A 23,874-nucleotide genomic window follows, 5' to 3' on the forward strand; every position below is an offset into this window, starting at 1 on the left:
CACCAAAAACAAAAGCCATAGCTTTATGATGCTATGGCTTTGTCGGTTACTCTGTAGAAACTATGTAGTTCTAAGAATGCCTACTTTCTTACAGATCAAATAATTTACCAGGGTTCATCAAACCGTTCGGGTCAAATACTTTTTTCAATGCCTTCATATATTCAATTTCTTCAGGTGAACGTGAATATTCTAAATATGGCTTTTTCGTCATACCTACGCCATGCTCAGCAGAAATTGAACCATCGTATTTTTTAACGGTATCAAACACGTATTTATTCACCACCTGACATTTTGCAAAGAACTCATCTTTGGTTAAGTTTTCAGGTTTTAAAATATTTAAGTGCAAGTTACCGTCACCGATATGACCGAACCAGCAAATTTCAAAATCAGGATAGTTCTCTTGAACAATTGCATCAATCTCACGAATAAATGCAGGTACATGAGTAATTAATACTGAAATATCATTTTTGTATGGAATAAACGGCGCGATTGATTCAGAAATATCTTCACGTAAACGCCATAAGCTTTCTACTTGGTCAAGGCTCTGGCTCATTACGCCATCAAGTACCCAACCCTGCTCCATACAATGCTCAAAAATTTCCATTGCTTTATCAAGTATCGGCTCATATGGTGCTTCAAACTCAAGCAATACATAGAACGGGCATTGAGTTTCAAATGGACGTTGTACATGTCCGTGGTCTAAAACTTTTTGCATTGCAAGTTCACCAAAGAACTCAAATGCTGTTAAGTCGATATCTTTTTGGAACGCATGTAATACAGGCATTACTGCATCAAAATCAGGAACACCTAACACTAAAACTTGTAAGTTTTGTGGTTGACGCTCAAGTTTAATTTCTGCTTCAGTCACTAAACCTAAAGTACCTTCACCACCAATAAACAAATGCTGTAATGCATAACCAGTGGCATTTTTAACCATGCCTTTATTTAAACGTAAAATATCGCCTTTACCCGTAACTACCGTTAAACCAAGTACCCAGTTACGTGTCATGCCATATTTAATGACTTTAATACCACCAGCGTTAGTACCGATATTACCGCCAATCTGGCTAGAACCCGCTGACGCAAAGTCCACTGGGTAATACATGCCTTGTTCTTCTGCATAATTCTGCAATTGTTCAGTCACAACACCAGCTTGCACTCGAACCATACGATCTGCTGGGAAAAATTCAAGAATCTGGTTCATTTTATCCATGCTAATGACAATTTCACCATTGGTTGCTACTGCACCGGCAGAGAGACCAGTACGACCACCTGATGGGGTAATCGCAACATTAAACTGGTTCGCAAGCTTTACAACAGCTTGAACTTGTTCAGTGGTCGATGGAAAAACGATGACCGATGGGTTCGGATTAAAATGCTTGGTATGATCTTTACCCCAGTTTTCGAGACTATCAGCATCGGTTTTAATACGGTTTTCACCAACGATTGCTGTTAATTGGGTAAGTAACTCAGGTGTTAAAGCGACTGGAGCATTCATCGTTTGCAGACCTAGCAAGAAGTAAACTATGGTGGGACTATGACTTTATATTTTCAGGGTTCTCACCTGAGCAAAGCCATAATGTTCAAGGAACTCCTATATTCTACATGTAACCACACAAGCGATAAAGTTCAGAATAGAGATACTGTCACTACAAAACATGTTTAACGCGAATAAATGCTTTTTTATAAAGCTTTTAGAGAAAAACAACTTTAAATAATATTCCAAGCATATTTTAAAATGTTCGACAAGCCATAAACGGAAGTGATTAGACATAGATAAAATTGCCATAAGGCATTGGTATAAACGAAATATCTATAGCGCTGCCCAGTATGTTATTATACCGCCACCAAATTTGGCCTTTGTAGCGGAGCCGTAATGAGCCAACATCTTTCACTACCTAAAGATAAAATCCGTTTCCTTTTGTTAGAAGGCGTTCACCAAAACGCAGTCGACACTTTAAACGCTGCGGGTTACACCAATATTGACTATCGTAAAACTGCTCTTGAAGGCGAAGCGCTTAAAGAAGCAATTAAAGATGCTCACTTTATTGGTATTCGTTCGCGTACCCAATTGACTGAAGAAGTTTTTGAAGCTGCAAATAAATTGATCGCAGTAGGTTGTTTCTGTATCGGAACAAACCAAGTTGATCTTAAAGCAGCAATGGCACGTGGTATTCCTGTATTCAACGCACCGTATTCAAATACGCGTTCGGTTGCTGAGCTTGTACTTGCTGAAACAATTCTTCTTCTTCGCCGTGTTCCTGAAAAATCGGCGGCTTGTCATCGTGGTGGTTGGGACAAGTCTGCTGTTGGTTCTTTTGAAACTCGTGGCAAAACTTTAGGTATTGTGGGTTACGGTTCCATTGGTTCTCAACTTTCAGTTCTTGCTGAAAGCATGGGTATGCATGTGATTTATTATGATGCAGTCACTAAGTTACCAATGGGTAATGCTCGCCAAGTTGGTTCTTTAGATGAGCTTTTAGCAACTGCGGACGTTGTAACGCTGCATGTACCAGATGTTCCGTCTACACGTAACTTCTTCACTAAAGAACAATTTGCGAAAATGAAAGAAGGCGCGATCTTCTTAAATGCTGCACGTGGTACATGTGTAGTCATTGAAGATTTAGCGGATGCGATCAAATCTGGCCATATTGCTGGTGCAGCAGTTGACGTGTTCCCTAAAGAACCAAAAGCAAATGGTGAAGAATTCCAATCTCCACTTCGCGGCTTAGACAACGTGATTTTAACGCCTCACGTTGGTGGTTCAACGATGGAAGCGCAAGCAAACATCGGTTTAGAAGTTGCTGAGAAATTTGTTGCTTACTCTGATAAAGGTATGACACTTTCTGCAGTAAACTTCCCAGAAATCGCGTTACCATTAACTGCTGGTCAACACCGTTTACTACACATCCACAAAAACGTACCGGGTGTATTGTCTAAAATCAACAACTTGTTTGCTGAACAAGGCATCAACATTTCTGGTCAATCACTTATGACTAAAGGTGACATCGGTTACCTTGTTATGGATGTTGACGCTTCTGCTTCTCACGAAGCTTTAGATATGTTGCATGAAGTTGAAGGTACAATCCGCGTGCGCGTATTGTTCTAATACGAACTGTAAATGCAAAAGCCACAGCAATGTCTGTGGCTTTTTTATGGGTATTTACATTATCATGTGAAAAGTATACCAATCGATCTAATAATAAAATGTCAATTTCAAGCCAGAAAACTCAGCTATACGCTTTGGGCTTTCTTATTCTTGCCATGTTAAGCGTTCAAAGTAGCGCATCCTTGGCTAAAGTCCTATTTCAAAACTTTCCCGTACTTACTGTTTCCGCAATGCGATTATGTATTGGAGCATCTATTCTGGCTTTCATTTTTAAAATCTGGCGAATTAATTTTAGTCAGGTTCGATGGAAAGCAATTTTAAGCTATGGCTGTGCCCTTGCTGGTATGAATGCACTTTTTTATCTGTCTATTGAACGACTACCAATTGGTATTGCGGTTGCTTTTGAATTTATTGGCCCATTAAGCGTGGCTTTATATCATGCGCGACAAAAATACGATTTTGTTTGGGTAAGTTTTGCGATTGTTGGGCTTATTTTATTATTCCCTTTTAATCAAGCACATGGCCTAGACTGGATTGGGGTTTTGTTTGCAATGAGTGCAGGTGCTTGTTGGGCACTCTATATTATTGCAGGACAAAAACCTTCTGGTATTTCAGGTAATCATACTGTGTGTTTAGGAATGTCTGTGGGTGCATGCATCTTATTACCCATTACCTTTTTTTCAAGCTCGATTGGTCAAGTGATAGAACTGCCTTATCTATTTTATTTTATTGGCTTAGCAATCTTAGCCAGTGCACTTCCCTTTTCCTTAGAAATGCTTGCATTACGCAATTTGACACCATTAAGTTTCGGAACACTGATGAGCTTAGAACCCGCAGTCGCAGCATTGTCTGGTTTCATATTCTTAGGTGAGTATTTGTTATGGAATCAATGGCTAGCTCTCGCCACCATTATTATCGCTTCTGTCGGCTGCACCATAACCACCCAAAAAGCCCGTCAGGAACGCGAAAAAATCGCAGTTTAGTTGGTTAAGAACTGCCAGCTAAAATGCAATGTTGGCTATAATTGGCCGCTATTAATTTTAAGTATCAAATGAAGCACTAAGGTATGTCCATGCAAAATCTTCCATTTATTGCTGTGCTATATATGATTTTGTCGATGGTTTCATATCAAATCAGCGCTTCATTTGCTAAGCAACTTATTGCAGCTTTAGATCCTCTGACAGTTACTATTTTAAGATTAAGTTTTGCGACTATTATTGTTGCAATCATGTTCCGTTCGTGGAAAATCTGGTCTCGTTTACCCTATCTAAAATGGCATGATTTATTAATGTATTGCGCATCTTTAGGGCTAATGAATATTTTATTTTATACGTCTTTAGGAAAACTACCTCAGGGGATCGCGGTAGGCTTAGAATTTATTGGACCATTAGGTCTTGCTCTACTTTCGATTAAGCGAAAGAGTGACTACATTTGGGTAGCATTTGCTATGTTAGGCATTGCGCTCATGGTGCCATGGCAAGACTCAACACAGCATCATTTTTCATATGTAGGTGCTGCTTGTGCACTGGGTGCAGGTCTATGTTGGGCCTTCTATATTTATTTTGGTCACAAGGTCGTGACCCAAAATATAGGAATGCATGCCTTAACAATTGCGATCGCGATATCTGCGCTTGCCTTATTACCAATTGGTATTTGGTATAATGGCCCAGCATTACTTGAAACACAGTATTGGGGTAAAGCCTTACTTATTGCGGTTTTAGCGACTGCTATTCCTTATGCACTCGACTTAATGGCTCTCAAACAACTTAATAAATTAACTTACGGTACCCTAACAAGTTTGGCACCCGCATTAGCAGCATTAACGGGCTTCTTATTACTTCATGAAGAAATCAGTATGCTGCAATGGGTGGCTTTAGCTTGCGTAATGCTCGCTTCAATTGGGGTTACTCTAAGAAGTACTAAAACAGCATCATAGATATAATCCTACTACTGTTTTTTATACTTCTTATATTCCTTTAAATATTGATTACCAAGTTTTTCTTTTTCACTATCTTTAAGAATTTTTCCAGCTTGCTGAAAAAATTTATGTTCTTCTTCTTTTAAATGATGATGAACTTTTTCACTTAACTGTTTCGCAGTTGCCAACCAGCTAGGACTACTCATATCGGTTTTTTCAAGCTGCTCAACTAACTCATCCATTTCATGATGTTCAGATAAAGCATGTCGGGTAATATCTAAACCGATATCATCAAACATTAAAGGAATATATAAGTAACGGTCTTCGGCAACCGAATGGGCATAAAGTTCATTTTTTAATGCATCAAATAATTCTTTTCGTTCTTCGGTTAAACCATGTGTTTGGACTAATTTTTCAGAAAGGTTGCGTTGATTTTCATGGCTTTCTCTTAATGCTTCGAAAATATTCATTCTCTTCCTCATTTTTAGCTAAAAAATCTTTTTTTATTTCAATGCTTATCATACGTTGAAATTTATATGGTTTCCGTAGCTTAAAGTGAGACTATTTTTTACACAGTTTTCTTTCTAGTAAATTTCTGTAATGATTTTTATATTTCTAATTTCAATTGATACATAAAAGTATGAACTGCTGTTTTTAAAATCAGTTCATACTTTTCACACTATTTTAGCCAGTCACAAACATCTGATAACCCAAACGGCAAATTAAGATACTGACCAAAACTAAAAAGATAATACGTACAAAACCGCTACCGTATTTGAGTGCAGTCCGCACTCCAACAATAGAACCTAATACGTTGGCTGCCGCCATCATTAAACCAATATGTAAAATAGCGTGACCCGTAGGAATAAAAAAACTCAACGCTGCAAGATTGGTCATGAAATTACCAATTTTCGACAATGCCGAGGCATGCAAAAAATCGACTTGTAAAAAACGGATAAAGAAAAAGATAAAGAAACTACCGGTACCTGGTCCAAAAATACCGTCATAAAAACCGATTGCCAAACTACCAATACCCGCTAGAACAAGCATTTTCGTAGTAATTTTCTGCTCGGTATGAACTTGTCCAAAGTTCTTTTTAAGTAAAGTATAAATCGCAATTACGATCAACATTACAAACACAAATGGACGTAAAACCGATTGGGGAATAAGTGATAAACAGGCTGCTCCAGCAAATGAGCTAATGAGAGCACAAACAGCAATCACAGCAAGAAGCTTCCATTGCAGTTTTACTCGTTTTGCAAATGTATAAGCCGCCGATGCAGTACCAAAAATCGATGAAACTTTATTAGTGCCAATCACCGTTGCAGTCTGCATGGTCGGGAAAGTGCTCATAATACCGGGAATCTGGATGAGTCCGCCGCCACCCACAGCAGCATCAATCGCTCCCGCAGTAAACGCAAAAAAGATCAAACTAAGGATAACATCCCATTCCATGCCCATGCCCATGCCCATGCTTTATACTCTACATCTACTACAAATTTAAGATACGCTTAGGTACCAACCGCTTTTTATCAGTAATTTCAGCTAACCCTAAACAGCGCTCACCCGAAAAAACCAAAACTTCTGCTTCCGCAGAATGATCAATATTGCTTTCTAAACCGTTGCAAAAATATTTTTCACGTCCCTCAGGAACTTGAATTTTCAAGAAATGGTCAACTGGTGCATAAACTGGTAATAACAATGCTTCTCTTTGCTCTTCGTTTAAGCTTTCCAAATATTCAATGGTATAACTTGGGATCAACTCAAAATGTCCTGTTTGAGTCCGATTCAGCATTGTTAAATGCCCGCCACAGCCAAGTGCTTCACCAATATCTTCACCGAGTACACGGATGTATGTCCCTTTAGAACAGGTTACATCGAGAGTGATACTATTTTCGGTAAACTCGACTAACTCTAGCGCATAAATCGTAACTGGACGCGCTTCACGTTCAATCTCAATACCTTTTCGGGCAAGTTCATATAAAGGTCTACCTTCTTTTTTCAAGGCAGAATACATTGGAGGAACTTGTTGAATATCACCTCTAAATTTTTCTAGAGTTTGCTCAATAAGCTCTTCTGTAAGAACAGGAACAGGACGCTCTTGTAAAATATCGCCCTCTACATCACCAGTTGTTGTGGTTTGCCCCAAACGAACAGTGGTTTGGTATCGCTTTGTAGAGTCCAGTAAATAATGTGAAAATTTAGTTGCCTCCCCTAAACAAACGGGAAGTAAACCTGTTGCTAATGGATCTAACGCACCAGTATGCCCTGCTTTTTGGGCACGGTATAGCCAACGTACTTTTTGCAAAGCAGCGTTTGAACTTAGGCCTAATGGTTTGTTTAAAAGAAATACACCACTGATATGGCGACGAGAAATTTTTTGATTTTTTGTCGTCATTTTTACTGGGACACAAAGCTAGAGAAAAGTGCCGACATGTTAGCAAATTCGGCAAGATATTTTCAGAATATTTAGGTGCGTTTTCACTTATTTTATGGCACATTATTAATCGAGTAAAAAAACAACAAATTAAAACTTAAGGAAGATATCTTTATGCAAAGGATGCAGAAAAAGATATTGTGGTGTGTGCTTGGATTTTTTATTTTGAGCCTCATTGCATGTGTATATTGGCTGAGCCCAGACTCAAAAAGCGCCTTACCTCAGCGTAATCAAGAGGAGGCAAAAAGCTTAGCAGCCACTTCTCAAACCACTTTAAATTCATCATTAAATCAAAATATTTATTCAAGCAAAAGTCAGCAAGATACCCAAGTGAATTGCCAGCTAAAAGTTGATAGCAACCAACATTTAGTTGTGAATAGTCAGACACGCGACTGCTTTGAATATTTTATTACGCAGTATGGCGAAGGGAATTTACAACAAGTTAAAACTCATTTTGAGAAATTTATACAAGATCAGTATTTAGAACCAACTCGCTCACAAATCATTGATTTATGGAATCGTTATTTAAAATACCGTGAAGAACTTGCACACATTCAAACACCTCAATCTAAACAACAAGATCAAAGTTATTTTCAAAAAATTTTTAATTCAATTCAAGATATCAGAAAGCGCTTCTTTTCAGCGTCCGAAATTGAAGGCCTATTTTCAACAGAAGACGTTTATCAGAACTACACATTAGATCGTATGAAAATTCTGGAAGACTCATCTTTAAGTGAAATTGAAAAGGCTCAAAAGCTCAAAGAACGATTTGGACAACTACCAGCAGATTGGCAACAAAACCTGCAAGAGCTATCAAAACTTGATGATTTACATACGCTGACCAAACAAATTAAAGCCCGTAATGGCTCAGCAGAGGAACTGCGACAAATGCGTACAGCACTTGTTGGAGCCGAGGCAACACAAAGATTAGAAACTTTAGATACACAGCGTAATGCTTGGCAACAGCGAGTTACAGGCTACCTAAATCAACGTGATGAAGTGCTGAATAGTAGTATGAGTGATAGCGCAAAAAATCAAGCGATTCAACAACTACGCCAACAACAATTTAGCTCTTCACAGGAACAACTTCGTCTTCAAACTTTTGAAAAAGTCCATGACAAAGGAGGTGAATTACCATTTAGCTACTAGGCTTTTCTATTCCAAAGTTAGCCAAATCTTAATCCAGCAGCAAAATAAAGCTGCTGCTCATACAAAATAAAAATAGTGAGTAAAAAATGAAAAGGAACTTAATATTTTTCTGTGCAGCAATGCTCTCAGGACTGAGCATTTCAACAGCCCATGCTACAAATGCAGAGCAAGTAAAAGGCTCATTTGTCTACTCAAATTATGCCCAAACTAAATATCCATTGGTTTTTAACCATGGTATGGCTGGTTTTAGCAGAGTTGGGACAGATACACTTGGTCTGGACTATTGGTATCAGATTCTTCCTGACCTTGCTCGTAATGGAGGAAATGTATGGGCAACAAGGGTTTCACCGTTTAACTCAACCGAAGTTCGCGGAGAACAACTTGCCCAACAAGTAGAAGAAATTATTGCCATTACCGGAAAACCCAAAGTCAACTTGATTGGACATAGTCATGGGGGACCAACAATTCGCTATGTCGCTGGCATCATGCCAGAAAAAGTTGCCTCACTTACGACGATTGGAGCACCTAACAAAGGATCTCCAATGGCAGATGTCATATTGAACGTTGAGGGTACTCCTCTGTCAAAACTGGCAACACTAGTAAATTGGTTTTCAGCAGCAATTACTTGGGCAGAGGGCCTCGATCCAACAAGTTACCCCCATGACTCTTTAGCAGGTGCTCACAGCTTATCTACTCAAGGTTCTGCACAGTTTAATGCTCAATTCCCTATGGGTATGCCTACAACTTCTTGCGGCGAGGGTGCTTATCAAGAGAAAGGTATTTATATGTATTCGTTCTCAGGTAATAAAGCGCTGACCAATCTTTTAGATCCTTTTGATATTGCATTAACTGGTAGCAGTTTAGTTGTCGATCCATTAGGAGATAATGATGGTTTAGTTTCTAGATGTAGTGCCAAATTTGGTAAAACTATTCGTGATGACTACAACTGGAACCATTTAGATGAAGTAAACCAAGTGCTTGGTATACGCTCCATCTTTGCGGCCGATCCTGTCTCGGTTTACCGTCAACATGCCAACCGTTTAAAACTACAAGGACTATAATTTTTAAAGAAAAAAAATGCGCCTCTGGGCGCATTTTTTTACTCGGTATAAGCTTACGCTTTACGAGCTGGTAATTTTTCACGAATGCGTGCAGCTTTACCAGACAAGTCACGGAGGTAGTAAAGTTTAGCACGACGAACGTCACCACGACGTTTCACTTCGATTTTAGCAACAACTGGTGAGTGAGTTTGGAATACACGCTCAACACCAACACCGCTAGAAATTTTACGTACTGTGAACGCAGAGTTCAAACCACGGTTTTTCTTAGCGATTACAACACCTTCAAATGCTTGAAGACGTTCACGATCACCCTCTTTTACTTTTACTTGGACAATAACAGTGTCACCTGGTGCAAAAGCAGGGATATCAGATTTTAACTGTGCATTTTCAACAGCTTGAACTAAAGGATGTTTACCACTCATTGTGGGAATCTCCAATATGTGCGGAGTCAGAAGAGGTCTGAGATTCCGCTGGGGATAGAGGCTAAAGCGCATATCAACCCGTTTATCTTTCCCTTTACGACAATATGTCTATAAAGAGCCTTTAAATATACATAAAACTATTTATGAAATAGACTTATGCTTTAACTCGAAGCAATGCTTCTCGTCCTGTTTTAGAACTTTCGTTCCTGAGAACAGCAATTAAAAATTACCACCATTCTCTTTTATATCTTTTAGCCATTTTTTTTGTTGCTTAGTCAACTCAACTTTTTCAGCCAACTCTGGTCGGCGTTCTAAAGTTCGTTGATATCGCTGCAAAAATCGCCATTTTTCAATATTAGCATGGTGTCCTGACTTTAAAATTTCAGGAACATCCAAACCTTCAAAATGGTCTGGCTTAGTGTATTGAGGACAATCTAAAAGACCATCTACAAAAGAATCCTGTATCGCTGATTGCTCATCTGACATTACATTCGGCAAACGGCGAATAATACTATCAAGCAACACCATAGCAGGTAGTTCACCGCCAGATAAAACATAATCTCCAATTGACCATTCCTGATCAACATAATGCTGGATCAAACGCTCATCGACACCTTCATAACGTCCACACAATACAATCAAGCCGTCATAATCGACAAACTTCTGTACTGCCTGTTCATTTAAAGTTTTGCCTTGTGGAGACATATACACCACAGGTACATGAACACACCCTGCTTGCGAAGCAAGTTGTTTGGCATGGTTAATTGCTTTTGCTAAAGGCTCAGCCATCATCACCATACCGGGACCACCACCAAATGGACGTTCATCCACTCTTCGGTAACTCCCTTCAGCAAAATCACGTGGATTAATACAAGTTACTTGTACAATGTCACGCTTTGCTGCGCGTCCGCTAATCCCGTACGCTGTAATCGCTTCAAACATTTCAGGAAAAAGCGTAATGACTGCAAAAAACACCGCAGACTCCTCTATTTTCCTACTGCGTTAATCCTTAAAAAAGGATTAATAATCTACGCCCCAATTGACGTAAATGCGACCAGCTTCAAGATCAACGCGCTGTACCACATCTTTATGCCAAGGAATCATGCGTTCTTCTGAATCAATGCTGTCTGGTGTAGCGCGTACAACCATCACATCATTAGCTCCAGTTTCAAATAACTCATGAATTTGCCCTAAGTTAACTTCCTGTTCTTCATCATCAAGCCCTAACACTGTTAAGCCTTTTAAATCTGACCAGTAATACTCACCTACATCTGCTTTTGGCAGTTGAGACTTAGCAATCCAGATATTAGCGCCAACCAAGTTTTCTGCTCCAGTGCGATCACTCACACCTTTCAAAGCAACTACTAAGCCTTTGCCATGTGGTTTCCAACGTTTTACATCTATTGTTTGCCAACCGGCCTTGGTCTCAATGTACCAAGGCAGGTAGTCAAACATGTTGCTCATAGGTTCTGTATTGGAATACACCCAGAGCCACCCATTCAATCCATAAGCTGAACGTAACTGTCCAATCTGAATACGATCTTCGGGAACATTCTGTGTTGGTGTCATGGGCTACCTACTACAATAATTATGCAGTAGCTTTTTTAGCTTGAGCAGCTAAAGAAGCAACACGTTCTGAAGGTTGAGCACCTTGAGAAACCCAGTGAGCAAAACGGTCTGCATCTAAACGAAGTTTTTCTGCTTGACCTTGTGCAGTCGGGTTAAAGAAACCGATACGCTCGATGAAACGACCATCACGTGCATTGCGGCTATCAGTCACAACGATTTGATAGAATGGACGTTTTTTTGCGCCGCCACGTGCTAAACGAATAACAACCATGATAAAAGCCTTATAATTCTTACGGATTATCCCTGCGCCGACCATCGGCAACACTTCAAACCCCTTTCATAGAGGGCGACATTCTACGTGATTTTCGCCCTGAAAGAAAGATTAAATTTTGAGTTATCCGCAGTTTTGAATTTAAATTAGCGTCCACCCCAATTGGAAGTGGTTGAAGTTGTACAAGACTGACCTTTAGTCCAACATTTCTGCCCGTCACTATTCAAAAGTACAGTCCCATTTCCAGCTTGAATCGTACTTGTTTTAGGAGTTGCAGTAAGCGTCCATGTTTGAGAGTTTGTGACTAGTGCAATAGTATAAATTGGATTGGATGCTGGATAATCTTTAGTAGTTAAACCATTATTGAGTCTAGCACTAGTATAATTATGATTAATCACATAGTAACTTTGGAGACGTTGCGCTGTTTGCATCATTTCACTTTGCACATCCGCACGATTCGTCCGAATTCTATACTGTGTATAGGAGGGGTAAGCAATTGCTGCCAAAATTGCAATAATAGCAACCACAATCATTAGCTCTATGAGGGTAAAACCTTCATATTTTTTCATTACCATGTCTCACTATTGCTACCACAGTCGTTATATCCACTGACTACATTCTTAACTTTTGTCATACAACGAAAACCATCGCTGTTTATAAGTAAATCATAGTTATTAGCTTGCTTAGGTTCACCACTACTATTCTTAGCCCGTTCAACAATAATAACCCAGTTTAAACCTTGGACTTTCGCAGAATCTGCTGTCTCGTTACCATCAGAGCCTTTTAAAATAGATAAAGGTAAATGTTGAGTGGCATCTAATAACGTCAGTGTATACTTTGCAGTTGTTGCTGTAGCATCCAGTGGCAACAATAGACTACCAGTGGTTGCATCATAAGGAGTGACCGTTCCAGCATTATAAATATAACTTGCATCAAAACCTTTATAGCTAAAGTTTTTGGCTTTAAACCGTTCTAGTTCTGAAGCAAGATGTTGCGCCTCCTGTTGTGCCACAGCCAGGTCTCTTTTTTCCATATATCGTCTATAATTGGGATACGTAATCGCAGCTAAAACTGCGATTACTATAAGTGCGATCATCAACTCAATTAAGGTAAATGCCTTTTGCTTCAACATTTTTCCACCTATTAACGAGCTTCATACCAGCGCAAATGTTGCAATTTTACTGCCGTACTAAATACTTGACATTCTGGTAAGTTTTTATTGGCTGCTTTTGTACAATCAAGATCAGTTGAAACTACATTTTTTATCAGTTTATTACCCGTAGTATTACCCGAATAGTCTCCTAGTCCTGTTCCCAAAATACCAGCACCTAAATCAGTATTATTTGGTTGCGTTGTAGTACTACCATAAAAATCACATTTTCCAGTTGGCAAGCAAAACTGATAAAGCTTTGAATTACCTTTCACTCCACCACCACAAGAACCATTTATCCCGTTGCCATCACGATAAAACACATTGACATAGAGCATACCATCTAAGGCATAAAGCCCGTTCATGCCTTTATACACACCAGCACTATTTGAATAAGTATATTTCCAACCATTTTTTGTCGCGATATCCACTCCATTTTTATATGCATCACCAGTAAATTTATCATTAAAATATGCATTTAAAGAATCAAGAGCAACATCCTTTGTTTTTAAATCAGCATCAGCCAAACTATATAAATTCGCGTTCGCCACATCCTTGTCAAAAATAACAAATACACCATCACTCGCACTGGTTGAAGAAGTCGCATTATTTGTACCAGTTACACCTGATAATGGTGAACTACGATTACCTGAACTCAAGGCAACTACACCCACTATGGAACCATTTCCATCCCTAGAAACAGAAAAACTTGGCATTTCATAGAAACGTGGGCTAGCACCCGTTCCAGCGCTATCATGCTGATTAAATATTCTTACCACATGTTTTGCAAAATCTGTTTTATCAGTAGATTCATTATTAAAATCAACACGAAAAACCTGCCCCCCCAAGTCACCAAAATATAAATGATCAATTAAACCATCACTGTCACGATCAACAGCATTAATTTGACTCACCACACTGTATTTTAAATCATTATTTTGAGTATATGCTTCTGCGCCTTTATTTGCTGTATCATTAGCACTTGACCACCAGAGCAAATCACCATTATTGGCATCAAACATATAGACACCTGCACCCTTACCATTGGTCTGATTATAAGCAGGAGTTTCATAACCAGTGTCGTACCCACCACCAACAAACATGACCAGTTTCTTTGCACCACCAAACTTAACATAGCCCAATGTTGGTTTTGACCAGCTTTGCCCCATATAACTGAGTGGATTATCAGTCTTTGGTGTTTGATCGGCATTGATTGCACCATCGGGGTTAATATGAAACTTGAGTGTAGGGTTTGTAATATCTGATAAATCTAACGCATAGTAGCTACGCCCTCCCATACGCAAGCCACCATAAACCCACTGCAATCCTTTTAAAGCAATGTCTTTACCGCTCGTACTATCTGTTACAGTACGTCCTGAATTTTTTACCGTCAATGTACCATCGGTTTTAGCCACATACTGCGTATAAGCACTCCAAGGAGCATCTATACCATAAAATAAAAGACTACTACCTCCTGTACTAGAAGTCTCACTTAAAAATGCTTTAGATTGTTTTTGCATAATTTCATTTGGTACAAAAGCAAAAGTTTCTTTTCCAGTTTCTGCATCAACAATATGTAAGAGACCTTGGGTACTACCAAACAGTAAATAGTCTTTGCGATTTGTAGTATCTAATTGCCCACCTGATATCGTAATTTTACCCTCTTGTGTCAAGAGAATTGGGGTTGAATGCATTATTGCACCGACTTGACGAAGTTCAGGTTTCTTTATCACATCATCTAAAGTTACCGTTTCATTTTCACCAATATTATATCCCAGTAAATTTAACCAATAGTTTTTAGCAGGATCATTTTGAAATGATGCAGAACCACTTGGACCTATTGCAAATAAGTTCTGCAAACTTACTTTATTGAGTGAATCACTTTCAGTAGCAGTATAAGGTGCTGCATTGCCTGTAATTTCTCGGTTGGTATAAAGCGTTCTATCTTCAACTCGAATATTATCTGTATTTAAATGTGTACCTAATGGTAGTTGCTGAGTTACACCACCATCCCATATACCTATAGCAGCCTGGTTCAATGATCCATTTGTATTAAATAGTTCTGTCGATTTATCTTTTGCGTACAATTGACCACTTTTGACATTATACTTATTCATATTTCCAACCCAAAGCTGAGTAGGATCCTGAGGTTTTGGTGTAAAAGAGGCATAATAAGCATAAGGCTGAATACGCAATGAATTTAATGCATCTTGAGGTAAGGTTGGCGATCCAGTAAGAACAGGTTTAAACCGAGGGCGAATATCATCCACAAAATATTTGATACTATTAATCACATCCTGTGTTGATTGTGCAGAATAAAATCCACCATTACCAAACCCACCTACACTACTTGACAATTGAGCATGTGGTTTTGCTCCCCAGTTACATGTATTTTTAATATCTCCATCAGGTAAAGCCGAACAGTCATAAAAACGACGATTAACTGATTCAACTACTTCGCCATCCTGATCTAGAATATCAACTGGTAAATCTTTAACATAAGTTGAACTATTGGGGAAATCGCTCCCGAAACCCACTACCGCAGTTTTAATATTATACTTTGTACCTCTAAGTAATTTAGAAAACTTTCCTATTTCAGCCCAACCAGCTTCACTTCCTCCTCCACTTAATCCAGTACCTGACAGCGGAATAGATTTATTCATAATTGCAGATGTGTAACTACTGGTAGAACTATTAGCAACACCATCTGTTAAAAAATAAATTCCTTGCCCATTACAAGTATCCGCTCTTTCCGAGGCACTTAGTGGTGCTATATATCCATTATTATTATTTTTTGCAGTAGTTACAGAATAGCTATAACCACTATTTGTTAGCCCATAAGTATTAGCACCTAAAAAATATGCCCCAGCTTCTCCATAAGCAGCGGCAGAAGGAGTTCCATTATAAGCACTTAATCCCGTTACTATATCAATCAGCTTTTCTCTATTTGCTTGAGTTAATGCTACAATTGGATAAATTACACGCCCACTTTTTCCATCATGCGAATATGTAGATGTACTTGTTGGGCTAGAAAACTGCCCCAGACCTATCCGTGTTGTATCAGGAAGCTCTTCACTACTCAGAATTTGAGTTAATGCAATCTTTAAACGAGATAAACGGTCATAACATCTATAACTATCAGAAGTTGAGCTAGTTTTAACACATTCATTTAAAATTCGATTTTTATATAAATTAGCTAAATTATTGTAAGTTGTATTAGATACATTACAGTAATTAACGTTATAAGTTTTTTGTGTACCACCCCTTACTTGATAAGTTTTACTTTCAACATTCACATCAGAAACATAATTAGGATAACGAGAAGACCCAATATTACTCCATGGACAAATATTGTAATCTTGATAGAGACTACTAGCAGAATTTCTACTATCTAAATCAGTATAGTTATCTCCCGATCCCATACTTCCCGAGGTATCAAACATCAGAAATAAAGTAATTTTACTTGCACGAGGTATCTTATAAATATCAATATCACTCGCGAATACCGATACGCTACTACATGCCATTAAAGTTGACACCATCACAGAAAGCAGTTTTCTTTTTTTTAAATTCATCATTTTTTCAATCCCCAATCTTTCCACATTACGATGCCAACTGTGGTGAACCACCAACCGTATAATCTGCATGCTGCATGTTATACGGTATATTCAACCCATCAAAACAAGCACCTACCAAAGAAGCGCGTTGTTTAAAGCAATTTTCTATTTGTGAGCTACTCGCTCCAGAAAAACTTGGCAACACTGAAATCACCGTAGCTCCAATATTATTTGAAATACTAGGAATACTACTTTGCCCTTGGCTCGTACCTAAAGGCAAATTTCCAAAAGGAGTTGCTGTAGTTGCTGCACGGGTTAAATAAATTTGAGATAAAACAGCTGAACGACCTGTTGCAAACCAATTGGACTTACAAAAACCGTCCACCCCAATTTTGGTTGTACCACCATCAGAAGTAATCGCACTTGCTTTTTGTAAACTAAAAAATGTATCTTCTGATGCCTTATAACAAAACACCAGCTCATCTTGTGCATTATCTGCCGAGTTAAAATAGGCAAACATGCCATTTAAAGCTAATTGCTGTTCAATCTTTGCTGGATTCTCAATATTAAATAATGCTGCGTCAGAGTTTTCGAGCAACAAAGCATTTACTTGACTATTAGTCGCAATTTTTAAGCCTAAGATGCCTGATTTAATCGCAAGAGTACCTAACAAGGTCACCATGATTAAAATAATAAGAACAACAATGAGTGTTGCACCATGCTGCTTTTTCATCATGAGGCCCCCAATGTGTTTCTTAATGCCACCACTTGACTTACTGCCTGTCGTAAATATTTTTGATTGACTGCATCTGTGCCACTTAATGTCACAGTCTGTCCTGCCAAGTTAAATGTCTTCTGGGTATTTAAATTTGAATCAGAACCAATTTTTCCAGTTGAACGCGCTAACACCCCAATTTCAACTGAAACCACTTGTAAATAATTTTTGGGATCAGTCACACTACTATCCATCGCTGCTTTATATTCCTTCAATGTCATATAACGCAACTTATTATTTACTAAATTTTTAACACCTAATCGCACTTTAAAAGCGTCAATATATTGCATAATTTGTTGTGCGTTATTATCTAGACCAGTAATTGCGGTATCGCCATTCTTATACCATCCAGCATCACAAGCCAATGAATAAGAAACTGGCTCACCTGTAGGTTTATTAATCTCTTTTAGGAAGTAGCGTTGGATAATAGTTTTAGACTGTGCATCGGTAATCGTATTCCCCTCACAATCTATAATTTCATTTGTAGCAGGTACAAACTGGATGGTTAATTGATCACTTTTCCCTGAAGTATTGTCAGTATCCTTATCCTGTAAGGACACAAATTTAGTTTCTAAATCAGTAATATTTTGCAACGTTGAAGGGAAATTTTCTTTAGCGAAAACAATACCTGAACCAACCATTTTATTGTTTATATATTGATTGGATGGGGTATTCAAATTGGCATGTCGTAAATCATGTGTTAAAGATGAAAGTCCAAAATTGGCATTTTGCTGTAAGCCTCCTAAACTACTTTGTAGTCCCATTGAACGCTGACTACTTAAAAAAACGGCAAGCCCTGCAGCGACAATTAGTAAACCAAGCGCCAAAGCGATCATAAGTTCAATCAAAGTAAAAGCTTGTTGAGGTTTAATCATAGTTATAAACCTCCATAATGATACATTTTGCGTCAGGTACATAGGCGGTACCATTAGTACAATTCGGACTACCATTACCATCTGTAGCTGTTGTACCACCCCATGCTACATATATACATTGACGAGTTCGTGTTGATGAAAAACCTTTACAATTCAATATTGCAAGACTCATACCTAAATCTGTAGCACGTTGTTTGACTTGGGCATAATCGTATTTTGCCATCTGATCAGCATCACACTCCCCTGTAGAACAAGTTGGCAATACGTCACTTGCACCAATCTCAGCATACTTATTCAAACCACCTCGGTTTACACGTATACGCTCAGCCAAATCTCGGGCAATATTGGTTGCTTGAATGTTCTGACCTGCTTCAGTACTTGCAGCAACTGCTCGTATTTGTAAAGCAACAAAACCAAGTACAGCAATACTCAATAAAAGTAGTGCAACAAGCACTTCCATTAAACCAGCACCTTTTTGAGACCTTATCATTATTATTTCCTCAATTAATTCGGACAGCTGGTTGCCGATTTATCGTAAAAAACGATGCCATCTTTTTGCACATAAATATAGGATTTTAAAGTGTTATCTAAGGTATGCTGAAATACAAAACATAAGTTTGTAGTTGCTGTAGATTGTCCCTGACGGTTATAAGTAACACTCGTAGCACCTGTGTATTTCTCAACACGGCTAGAAGGCGTCCATTTTTTATAAAAGGTTGTCACGCTACTATCTAAAGCTAACACTCGATTACTTTGTTTAAATACAGCTTCTGAACGAGTCTCAGACAGTAAGTTAACAAAATTACTGGTATCAACTATCAATTCATTTTTACGAATTGTTTTAGTAAAAGACGGTACCGTCATCATTGCAATAATTGCCATTACTGCGATGGTTACCATGAGCTCAATTAAGGTGAACCCTTCTTGCGGAATACTCCCCCTCATCCCCATAACCCCAAATAAACTTAAATTTTTTTATTTCTATATAAATTTTACGTTTTAGTTTTACAAAACGAATACAAACCAGATAAAGGGTATAAAAAAACAGATAACTGTCATATCACAATTATCTGTTTAACTATTTTAAAATCAGTATGTTAAATAAGTCACACTTTAGGCTTGCGTTACATGAATACGTAACTCTTTTGGAAGACTAAAAGTAATATTTTCTTCACGTCCTTCTAACTCTTTAGGTGCTTGAGCACCCCAGTCTTGTAAACGTTGAATGACTTGCTTAATTAAAATTTCTGGAGCTGAGGCACCGGCTGTTACACCAATTTTACAAGTTTCATTGAACCATGATTGTTCAAGCTGATCAGCATTATCAACAAGATAGGCAGCTTTCCCCATACGTTCAGCAAGTTCACGTAAACGGTTCGAATTTGATGAATTAGGTGAACCAACTACCAATACGACATCACATTTTTCAGCTAAGTCACGTACCGCATCTTGTCTGTTTTGAGTTGCATAACAAATATCATCTTTGCGTGGTCCCTGAATATTTGGGAATTTCGCACGCAATGCATCAATCACTTTCGCTGTATCATCAATTGATAAAGTCGTTTGCGTAACAAATGCAAGTTTGTTTGGATGTCTTACCTGTAAGGCTTCTACATCAGCTTCATCTTCTACCAGATAAATATCCCCACCTTTTAATTTGTCATATTGCCCCATCGTACCTTCAACTTCCGGGTGACCTTCATGACCAATTAAAATTGCTTCTGTTCCTTCACGAGCATATTTAGTGACCTCAATATGCACTTTAGTAACTAAAGGACAAGTTGCATCGAAGACTTTTAAACCTCGACGCTCAGCTTCTTGTTGGACTGCTTTGGAAACACCGTGTGCACTAAAAATAACAATAGAATCATCTGGTACTTGGTCCAGCTCATCAACAAAAACCGCGCCTCTTTGACGCAAGTCATCTACCACAAACTTATTGTGTACAACTTCATGACGTACATAAATAGGAGGATTAAAACATTCCAAAGCCCGATTGACGATTGCTATGGCTCGATCAACACCGGCACAAAAACCACGCGGATTAGCTAACACAATTTCCATAACAGCCTCAAAATTAATAAAACAGGGGAACTTCTCTTGAATATTTGCAGTTAAAACTATTCAGTTTAAACGCACGGTACACTACAATAGCGAAGATATTTTATCATATCAGGAAAAATATCATGTCGGGTCTATTGTTTGTCGTTTCTGCTGCATCAGGAACGGGCAAAACATCTTTGGTGAAAGCCCTACTTGACCGTGTAAGCAATTTACATGTTTCAGTTTCGCATACTACCCGAGGTCAACGACCAGGTGAATTAGATGGTGTTCACTACCACTTCACAACAAAAGATGACTTTTTAGACCAAGTTAATCAAGATGGATTTATTGAATACGCTGAAGTATTTGGTAACTACTATGGCACTTCGCAAGCAACCGTAAAACAACAGTTAGCTCAAGGACATGATGTCTTGCTTGAAATTGATTGGCAAGGCGCAGAGCAAGTACGTAAGCTGTTTCCTGAATCTAAACAAATCTTTATTTTACCACCTACTCAATTTGACTTGCGTCAGCGTTTATCTAATCGCGGTACAGATTCAGTTGAAGTGATCGAACATCGTTTAAGCTGTGCTGTTGAAGATATGCAGCATTATACGAACTTTGACTACATCATTATCAATGATGATTTTAATAAAGCCTTACATGAGCTTGAAGCTGTGATTACAGCGAACCGTTTGGTGCTATCTCAGCAAGCAAAAAGACACCAAGCATTAATCCAAGACTTGATTACTCCTCAACCAAAACAGGAATAACTTGAGTCTAGAACGAAAGCCTTTTATACTATTTAGTCTGTTCAAATTTACCATTCCAGAACGAGAACTTTTATGGCACGCGTCACCGTTGAAGATTGTTTAGATCATGTAGACAACCGTTTTGAGCTTGTGCTCGTTGCAAGTAAACGTGCTCGTCAATTGGCACGTCAAGGCATGGAGCCAACTGTAGAATGGGATAACGACAAACCGACAGTTGTTGCTTTACGTGAAATCGCTGTAGGTCACGTAACGAAAGAAATTCTTAAACAACGTGAGCAAGATTATCAAACTTCGAGTCTTGATCTTGCCCTTTCTACAAACAGCTTGAATTTAGAAGGTTTTTCTTTCTAATTACTCCTGTTTCTATAAAAAACCATCGTTTCTTTGCGATGGTTTTTTATTTGGCTTCTTCATATTTAAAACATATTGGCAAAAACAATTATTTTCATTGAAAAAAAAATACACTTTTTCAACCGAAAAAATTGACAAGTTCCGCAATATGCTTTTCATTAAGAAGTAGATAGATTTAGTTTTTTAAGCAACAGAAAAAGGGTGGTCTATGCCAGGCGAAGAGGTCAGCCAAGCCAAGCAACAGCTCAAATTAATTATCGAACCTTACTTATCCGTAAGTGAAGTCGAGAAAGTGCTTGCTGCCTGTGATTTTGGAGATCTGGCACACACTGGTATTACACGTAAAAGTGGTGAACCCTATATTCTACATCCTATTGCTGTTAGCTGTATTTTAGCTAATATGCGATTGGACGCTGAAACTTTAATGGCAGCCCTCTTACATGATGTCATTGAAGATACTCAATATACCAAAGAAGATATTACTGAGCGATTTGGCCAAACTGTTGCAGAGCTAGTTGATGGCGTGACCAAGCTAAGCCAATCGAGTGATAAAGAATACAACAAAGCTGCGTCTTTCAGAAAAATTCTACAAGCCACACTACAGGATCCGCGCGTCATTATTATTAAACTAGCCGATCGCTATCATAATATGACAACCTTAGGTGCTTTGCGTCCTGATAAACGTGCTCGTATCGCACAAGAAACTTTTGATATTTTTGTACCTATGGCAAGATTAGTTGGCATGAATGAAATGGCTGATAATCTTGAAAATTTATGTTATCAAAATCTTGATTTAGATATGTTTGATAACGTCCAGAATGCATTACTCCAAACCAAACCCGAACGATGTAAATACCAAAGCATTTGGGAACAAAATCTAGCAGAGCTTCTGCACAACTACCATATTCAAGGCCGTATTAAAAAGAAAAATAATAATATTGAACTATTACGCCATTTCGTCAAAAGCGAGATGGATTTACAAGAGCTTACCCATAGTCATGCCTTTGAAATTGTTTTACAGTCAGTTGCCGACTGTGACCGTTTATTTGCAGCATTAAAAGAAAATTTTCAAGTTATCGAATACCAAGACCATATTCGACGCCCATTACCTGGCGGTAATCAATCTTTATTGATCAAGCTTAAAGGCGAAAAAACTACACTATCACTCACCATTCAAACTGAACTCATGCGTAAAGCTGCCCGTTTTGGTGTGGTATTAGGTGAAAATGCGCCGCAAACTTGTCGTTCTGCCATTCAGGCATCAATGCAGAACTTAAATACACTCATTGACGGTGAATGTGCTAAAACAACTTTTAATGATTTATTAGATTACTTACATCAAGAAAAAATTTGGGTTTACACCCCACATGGGCAACTACACGAATTACCACAAGGCGCAACGGTAGTTGACTTTGCTTATTCAGCAAGCCTTTTCTTGGGTAACCATGCAGTAGGTGCAAAAGTTGATGGTGAAATTAAACCACTTTCAACTCCCCTAGTCAGTGGGCAGGTGATTGAAATCATTACTGATGTTTTAGCAACCCCAAATCCAGACTGGTTAAGCTTCATTAATACTCAAAAAGCCCGCCGTGCGTTACAACATGTACTCAAAGATCAAGATATTGAAGAACAACGTCTAGTGGGTGCACAGGCACTTTCACGAGCATTAAAACTCTTTAACCGTTCAATCAATGATCTTTCAGAAGCAGATTGGCTAGATCTTTTACAATGGCGTCATATTGATAATAAAGATGCATTATTCGAGCAAATCGCAGTTGGAGACTTACTTCCTCAACTCGTAGCCAATCATTTGTTTGCAAACGACAAACATCCACAAGTAGAAAATTCAGACCGATTAATTCAGGGTACTGAAGGCATCGATGTTAAATATGCTCACTGCTGCAATCCAGTTTTGGGCGATCTTATTCAAGGTCACTTAACACGCCGTGGATTAATTGTGCATCGTATTCGTTGTCATAATTTACTGCATGAACAGCATTTGCATCCAGAAAATATCATGCCGCTTCAATGGAAAGCAGATGATGTAGATGATGTACGCTTTACTGCCTACCTTGCAATTTATATGGCCATGAATGATGAGCAGGTATCAGACCTTATCTATCAATGCCGTAAAAATAATGCAGGGGTAGAAATGGTACATTCCAACGAGCAACGAACTTTCTTCAATATTGTAGTGAACAATCGTAAGCATATTGCAAAGGTTATTCGTGATTTACGCATGCACTACGGATTCCCACGTATTGAACGCTTAGATGCCCCTGCTCCACAGGCTGAAATTTCCAAAGTTAGCTAAAATTTGTTCTGCTTTACTAAAATCTAACTTTCCAAAATCACTTAATTAATTAAATCGATGATACTTTTGTCAAAACGTATCATCGATTATGATGGAAAAA

General features: G+C 38.4%; 24 protein-coding genes and 1 pseudogene. 9 read left to right on the forward strand and 16 right to left on the reverse strand.

The genetic code is table 11. The features are described from left to right. Positions 1–88: 88 nt before the first annotated feature. Complete coding sequence (locus AC056_RS10955; protein ID WP_002116692.1) at positions 89–1,498, reverse strand: FAD-binding oxidoreductase; 1,410 nt, start codon at positions 1,496–1,498, stop codon at positions 89–91. Positions 1,499–1,876: 378 nt separating this feature from the next. On the opposite strand from AC056_RS10955, the gene serA reads away from it, so the two are divergent. From serA to AC056_RS10970, 3 genes are all read left to right on the forward strand, one after another. Next, a complete protein-coding gene (gene serA / locus AC056_RS10960) occupies positions 1,877–3,109 on the forward strand; it encodes a phosphoglycerate dehydrogenase (protein WP_004705258.1) in 1,233 nt (410 codons plus the stop codon). 98 nt (positions 3,110–3,207) lie between these two features. After that, positions 3,208–4,092: an EamA family transporter gene (locus tag AC056_RS10965; RefSeq protein WP_077163791.1), complete on the forward strand. Its 885-nt coding sequence runs from the start codon at positions 3,208–3,210 to the stop codon at positions 4,090–4,092. Positions 4,093–4,181: 89 nt separating this feature from the next. Further along, positions 4,182–5,045, forward strand: coding sequence for an EamA family transporter (locus tag AC056_RS10970; RefSeq protein WP_039250541.1), 864 nt, complete (start codon positions 4,182–4,184; stop codon positions 5,043–5,045). An 11-nt stretch (positions 5,046–5,056) separates the two neighbouring features. Here AC056_RS10970 and AC056_RS10975 read toward each other — a convergent pair whose 3' ends face one another. From AC056_RS10975 to truB, 3 genes are all read right to left on the reverse strand, one after another. Next, on the reverse strand, positions 5,057–5,497 hold the full coding sequence (locus tag AC056_RS10975; RefSeq protein ID WP_077163624.1) for a hemerythrin domain-containing protein: 441 nt from the start codon (positions 5,495–5,497) through the stop codon (positions 5,057–5,059). 214 nt (positions 5,498–5,711) lie between these two features. Then, the gene (locus tag AC056_RS10980; protein WP_004705250.1) at positions 5,712–6,488 is read right to left on the reverse strand and encodes a sulfite exporter TauE/SafE family protein; all 777 of its coding nucleotides are present in this window, start codon (positions 6,486–6,488) and stop codon (positions 5,712–5,714) included. 31 nt (positions 6,489–6,519) lie between these two features. Beyond that, entirely contained in the window at positions 6,520–7,425 is a 906-nt protein-coding gene (gene truB, locus AC056_RS10985; protein ID WP_004705248.1) for a tRNA pseudouridine(55) synthase TruB, read from the reverse strand. A gap of 153 nt (positions 7,426–7,578) precedes the next feature. Here truB and AC056_RS10990 point away from each other — a divergent pair, with 153 nt between their 5' ends. Further along, complete coding sequence (locus AC056_RS10990) at positions 7,579–8,613, forward strand: lipase secretion chaperone (RefSeq protein ID WP_077163625.1); 1,035 nt, start codon at positions 7,579–7,581, stop codon at positions 8,611–8,613. Between the two features lie 119 nt (positions 8,614–8,732). Further along, entirely contained in the window at positions 8,733–9,674 is a 942-nt protein-coding gene (locus AC056_RS10995) for a lipase family alpha/beta hydrolase (RefSeq protein ID WP_077163626.1), read from the forward strand. Positions 9,675–9,727: 53 nt separating this feature from the next. On the opposite strand, the gene rplS is transcribed toward AC056_RS10995, so the two are convergent. The 12 genes from rplS to ispH form a co-directional block, all read right to left on the reverse strand. Continuing rightward, a complete protein-coding gene (rplS, locus tag AC056_RS11000) occupies positions 9,728–10,096 on the reverse strand; it encodes a 50S ribosomal protein L19 (RefSeq protein ID WP_002116654.1) in 369 nt (122 codons plus the stop codon). 219 nt (positions 10,097–10,315) lie between these two features. After that, positions 10,316–11,071, reverse strand: a complete 756-nt coding sequence (gene trmD, locus AC056_RS11005) for a tRNA (guanosine(37)-N1)-methyltransferase TrmD (RefSeq protein ID WP_077163627.1) — start codon at positions 11,069–11,071, stop codon at positions 10,316–10,318. A gap of 45 nt (positions 11,072–11,116) precedes the next feature. Continuing rightward, complete coding sequence (gene rimM / locus AC056_RS11010; RefSeq protein WP_077163628.1) at positions 11,117–11,665, reverse strand: ribosome maturation factor RimM; 549 nt, start codon at positions 11,663–11,665, stop codon at positions 11,117–11,119. A gap of 19 nt (positions 11,666–11,684) precedes the next feature. Next, positions 11,685–11,936, reverse strand: coding sequence for a 30S ribosomal protein S16 (gene rpsP, locus AC056_RS11015; protein ID WP_000260334.1), 252 nt, complete (start codon positions 11,934–11,936; stop codon positions 11,685–11,687). A gap of 146 nt (positions 11,937–12,082) precedes the next feature. Continuing rightward, complete coding sequence (locus AC056_RS11020; protein WP_039250531.1) at positions 12,083–12,505, reverse strand: type IV pilin protein; 423 nt, start codon at positions 12,503–12,505, stop codon at positions 12,083–12,085. Then, entirely contained in the window at positions 12,505–13,068 is a 564-nt protein-coding gene (locus tag AC056_RS11025; protein ID WP_077163629.1) for a type IV pilin protein, read from the reverse strand. Before AC056_RS11025 ends, AC056_RS11020 begins: the two co-directional genes overlap by 1 nt. An 11-nt stretch (positions 13,069–13,079) precedes the next feature. After that, a complete protein-coding gene (locus AC056_RS11030) occupies positions 13,080–16,664 on the reverse strand; it encodes a PilC/PilY family type IV pilus protein (protein WP_039250561.1) in 3,585 nt (1,194 codons plus the stop codon). 25 nt (positions 16,665–16,689) lie between these two features. Beyond that, the gene (locus AC056_RS11035) at positions 16,690–17,376 is read right to left on the reverse strand and encodes a pilus assembly PilX family protein (protein WP_039250560.1); all 687 of its coding nucleotides are present in this window, start codon (positions 17,374–17,376) and stop codon (positions 16,690–16,692) included. Then, positions 17,376–18,293, reverse strand: coding sequence for a PilW family protein (locus AC056_RS11040; RefSeq protein WP_077163630.1), 918 nt, complete (start codon positions 18,291–18,293; stop codon positions 17,376–17,378). The genes AC056_RS11035 and AC056_RS11040 overlap by 1 nt, the downstream gene beginning before the upstream one ends. Then, on the reverse strand, positions 18,286–18,783 hold the full coding sequence (pilV, locus tag AC056_RS11045; RefSeq protein ID WP_039250526.1) for a type IV pilus modification protein PilV: 498 nt from the start codon (positions 18,781–18,783) through the stop codon (positions 18,286–18,288). Before pilV ends, AC056_RS11040 begins: the two co-directional genes overlap by 8 nt. 14 nt (positions 18,784–18,797) lie before the next feature. Then, positions 18,798–19,238 carry a pilus assembly FimT family protein gene (locus tag AC056_RS11050; RefSeq protein WP_039250524.1) on the reverse strand — a complete coding sequence of 147 codons (441 nt, stop codon included), beginning with the start codon at positions 19,236–19,238 and terminating at the stop codon, positions 18,798–18,800. Between the two features lie 168 nt (positions 19,239–19,406). Further along, positions 19,407–20,357 (reverse strand): 4-hydroxy-3-methylbut-2-enyl diphosphate reductase, encoded by a 951-nt coding sequence (gene ispH, locus AC056_RS11055; protein ID WP_004705229.1) that lies wholly within the window; start codon positions 20,355–20,357, stop codon positions 19,407–19,409. 122 nt (positions 20,358–20,479) lie between these two features. Here ispH and gmk point away from each other — a divergent pair, with 122 nt between their 5' ends. From gmk to AC056_RS11070, 4 genes and pseudogenes are all read left to right on the forward strand, one after another. Next, complete coding sequence (gene gmk / locus AC056_RS11060; RefSeq protein WP_039250522.1) at positions 20,480–21,109, forward strand: guanylate kinase; 630 nt, start codon at positions 20,480–20,482, stop codon at positions 21,107–21,109. Positions 21,110–21,181: 72 nt separating this feature from the next. Beyond that, positions 21,182–21,460 (forward strand): DNA-directed RNA polymerase subunit omega, encoded by a 279-nt coding sequence (gene rpoZ / locus AC056_RS11065; RefSeq protein ID WP_000135049.1) that lies wholly within the window; start codon positions 21,182–21,184, stop codon positions 21,458–21,460. Between the two features lie 38 nt (positions 21,461–21,498). Further along, a pseudogene (locus tag AC056_RS19360) lies at positions 21,499–21,629 on the forward strand (hypothetical protein). A 39-nt stretch (positions 21,630–21,668) separates the two neighbouring features. Beyond that, positions 21,669–23,774, forward strand: coding sequence for a RelA/SpoT family protein (locus tag AC056_RS11070; RefSeq protein ID WP_004705224.1), 2,106 nt, complete (start codon positions 21,669–21,671; stop codon positions 23,772–23,774). Positions 23,775–23,874: the final 100 nt, after the last annotated feature.

The sequence above is a fragment of the Acinetobacter genomosp. 33YU genome (assembly GCF_001990725.1).
GTDB lineage: Bacteria > Pseudomonadota > Gammaproteobacteria > Pseudomonadales > Moraxellaceae > Acinetobacter > Acinetobacter seifertii.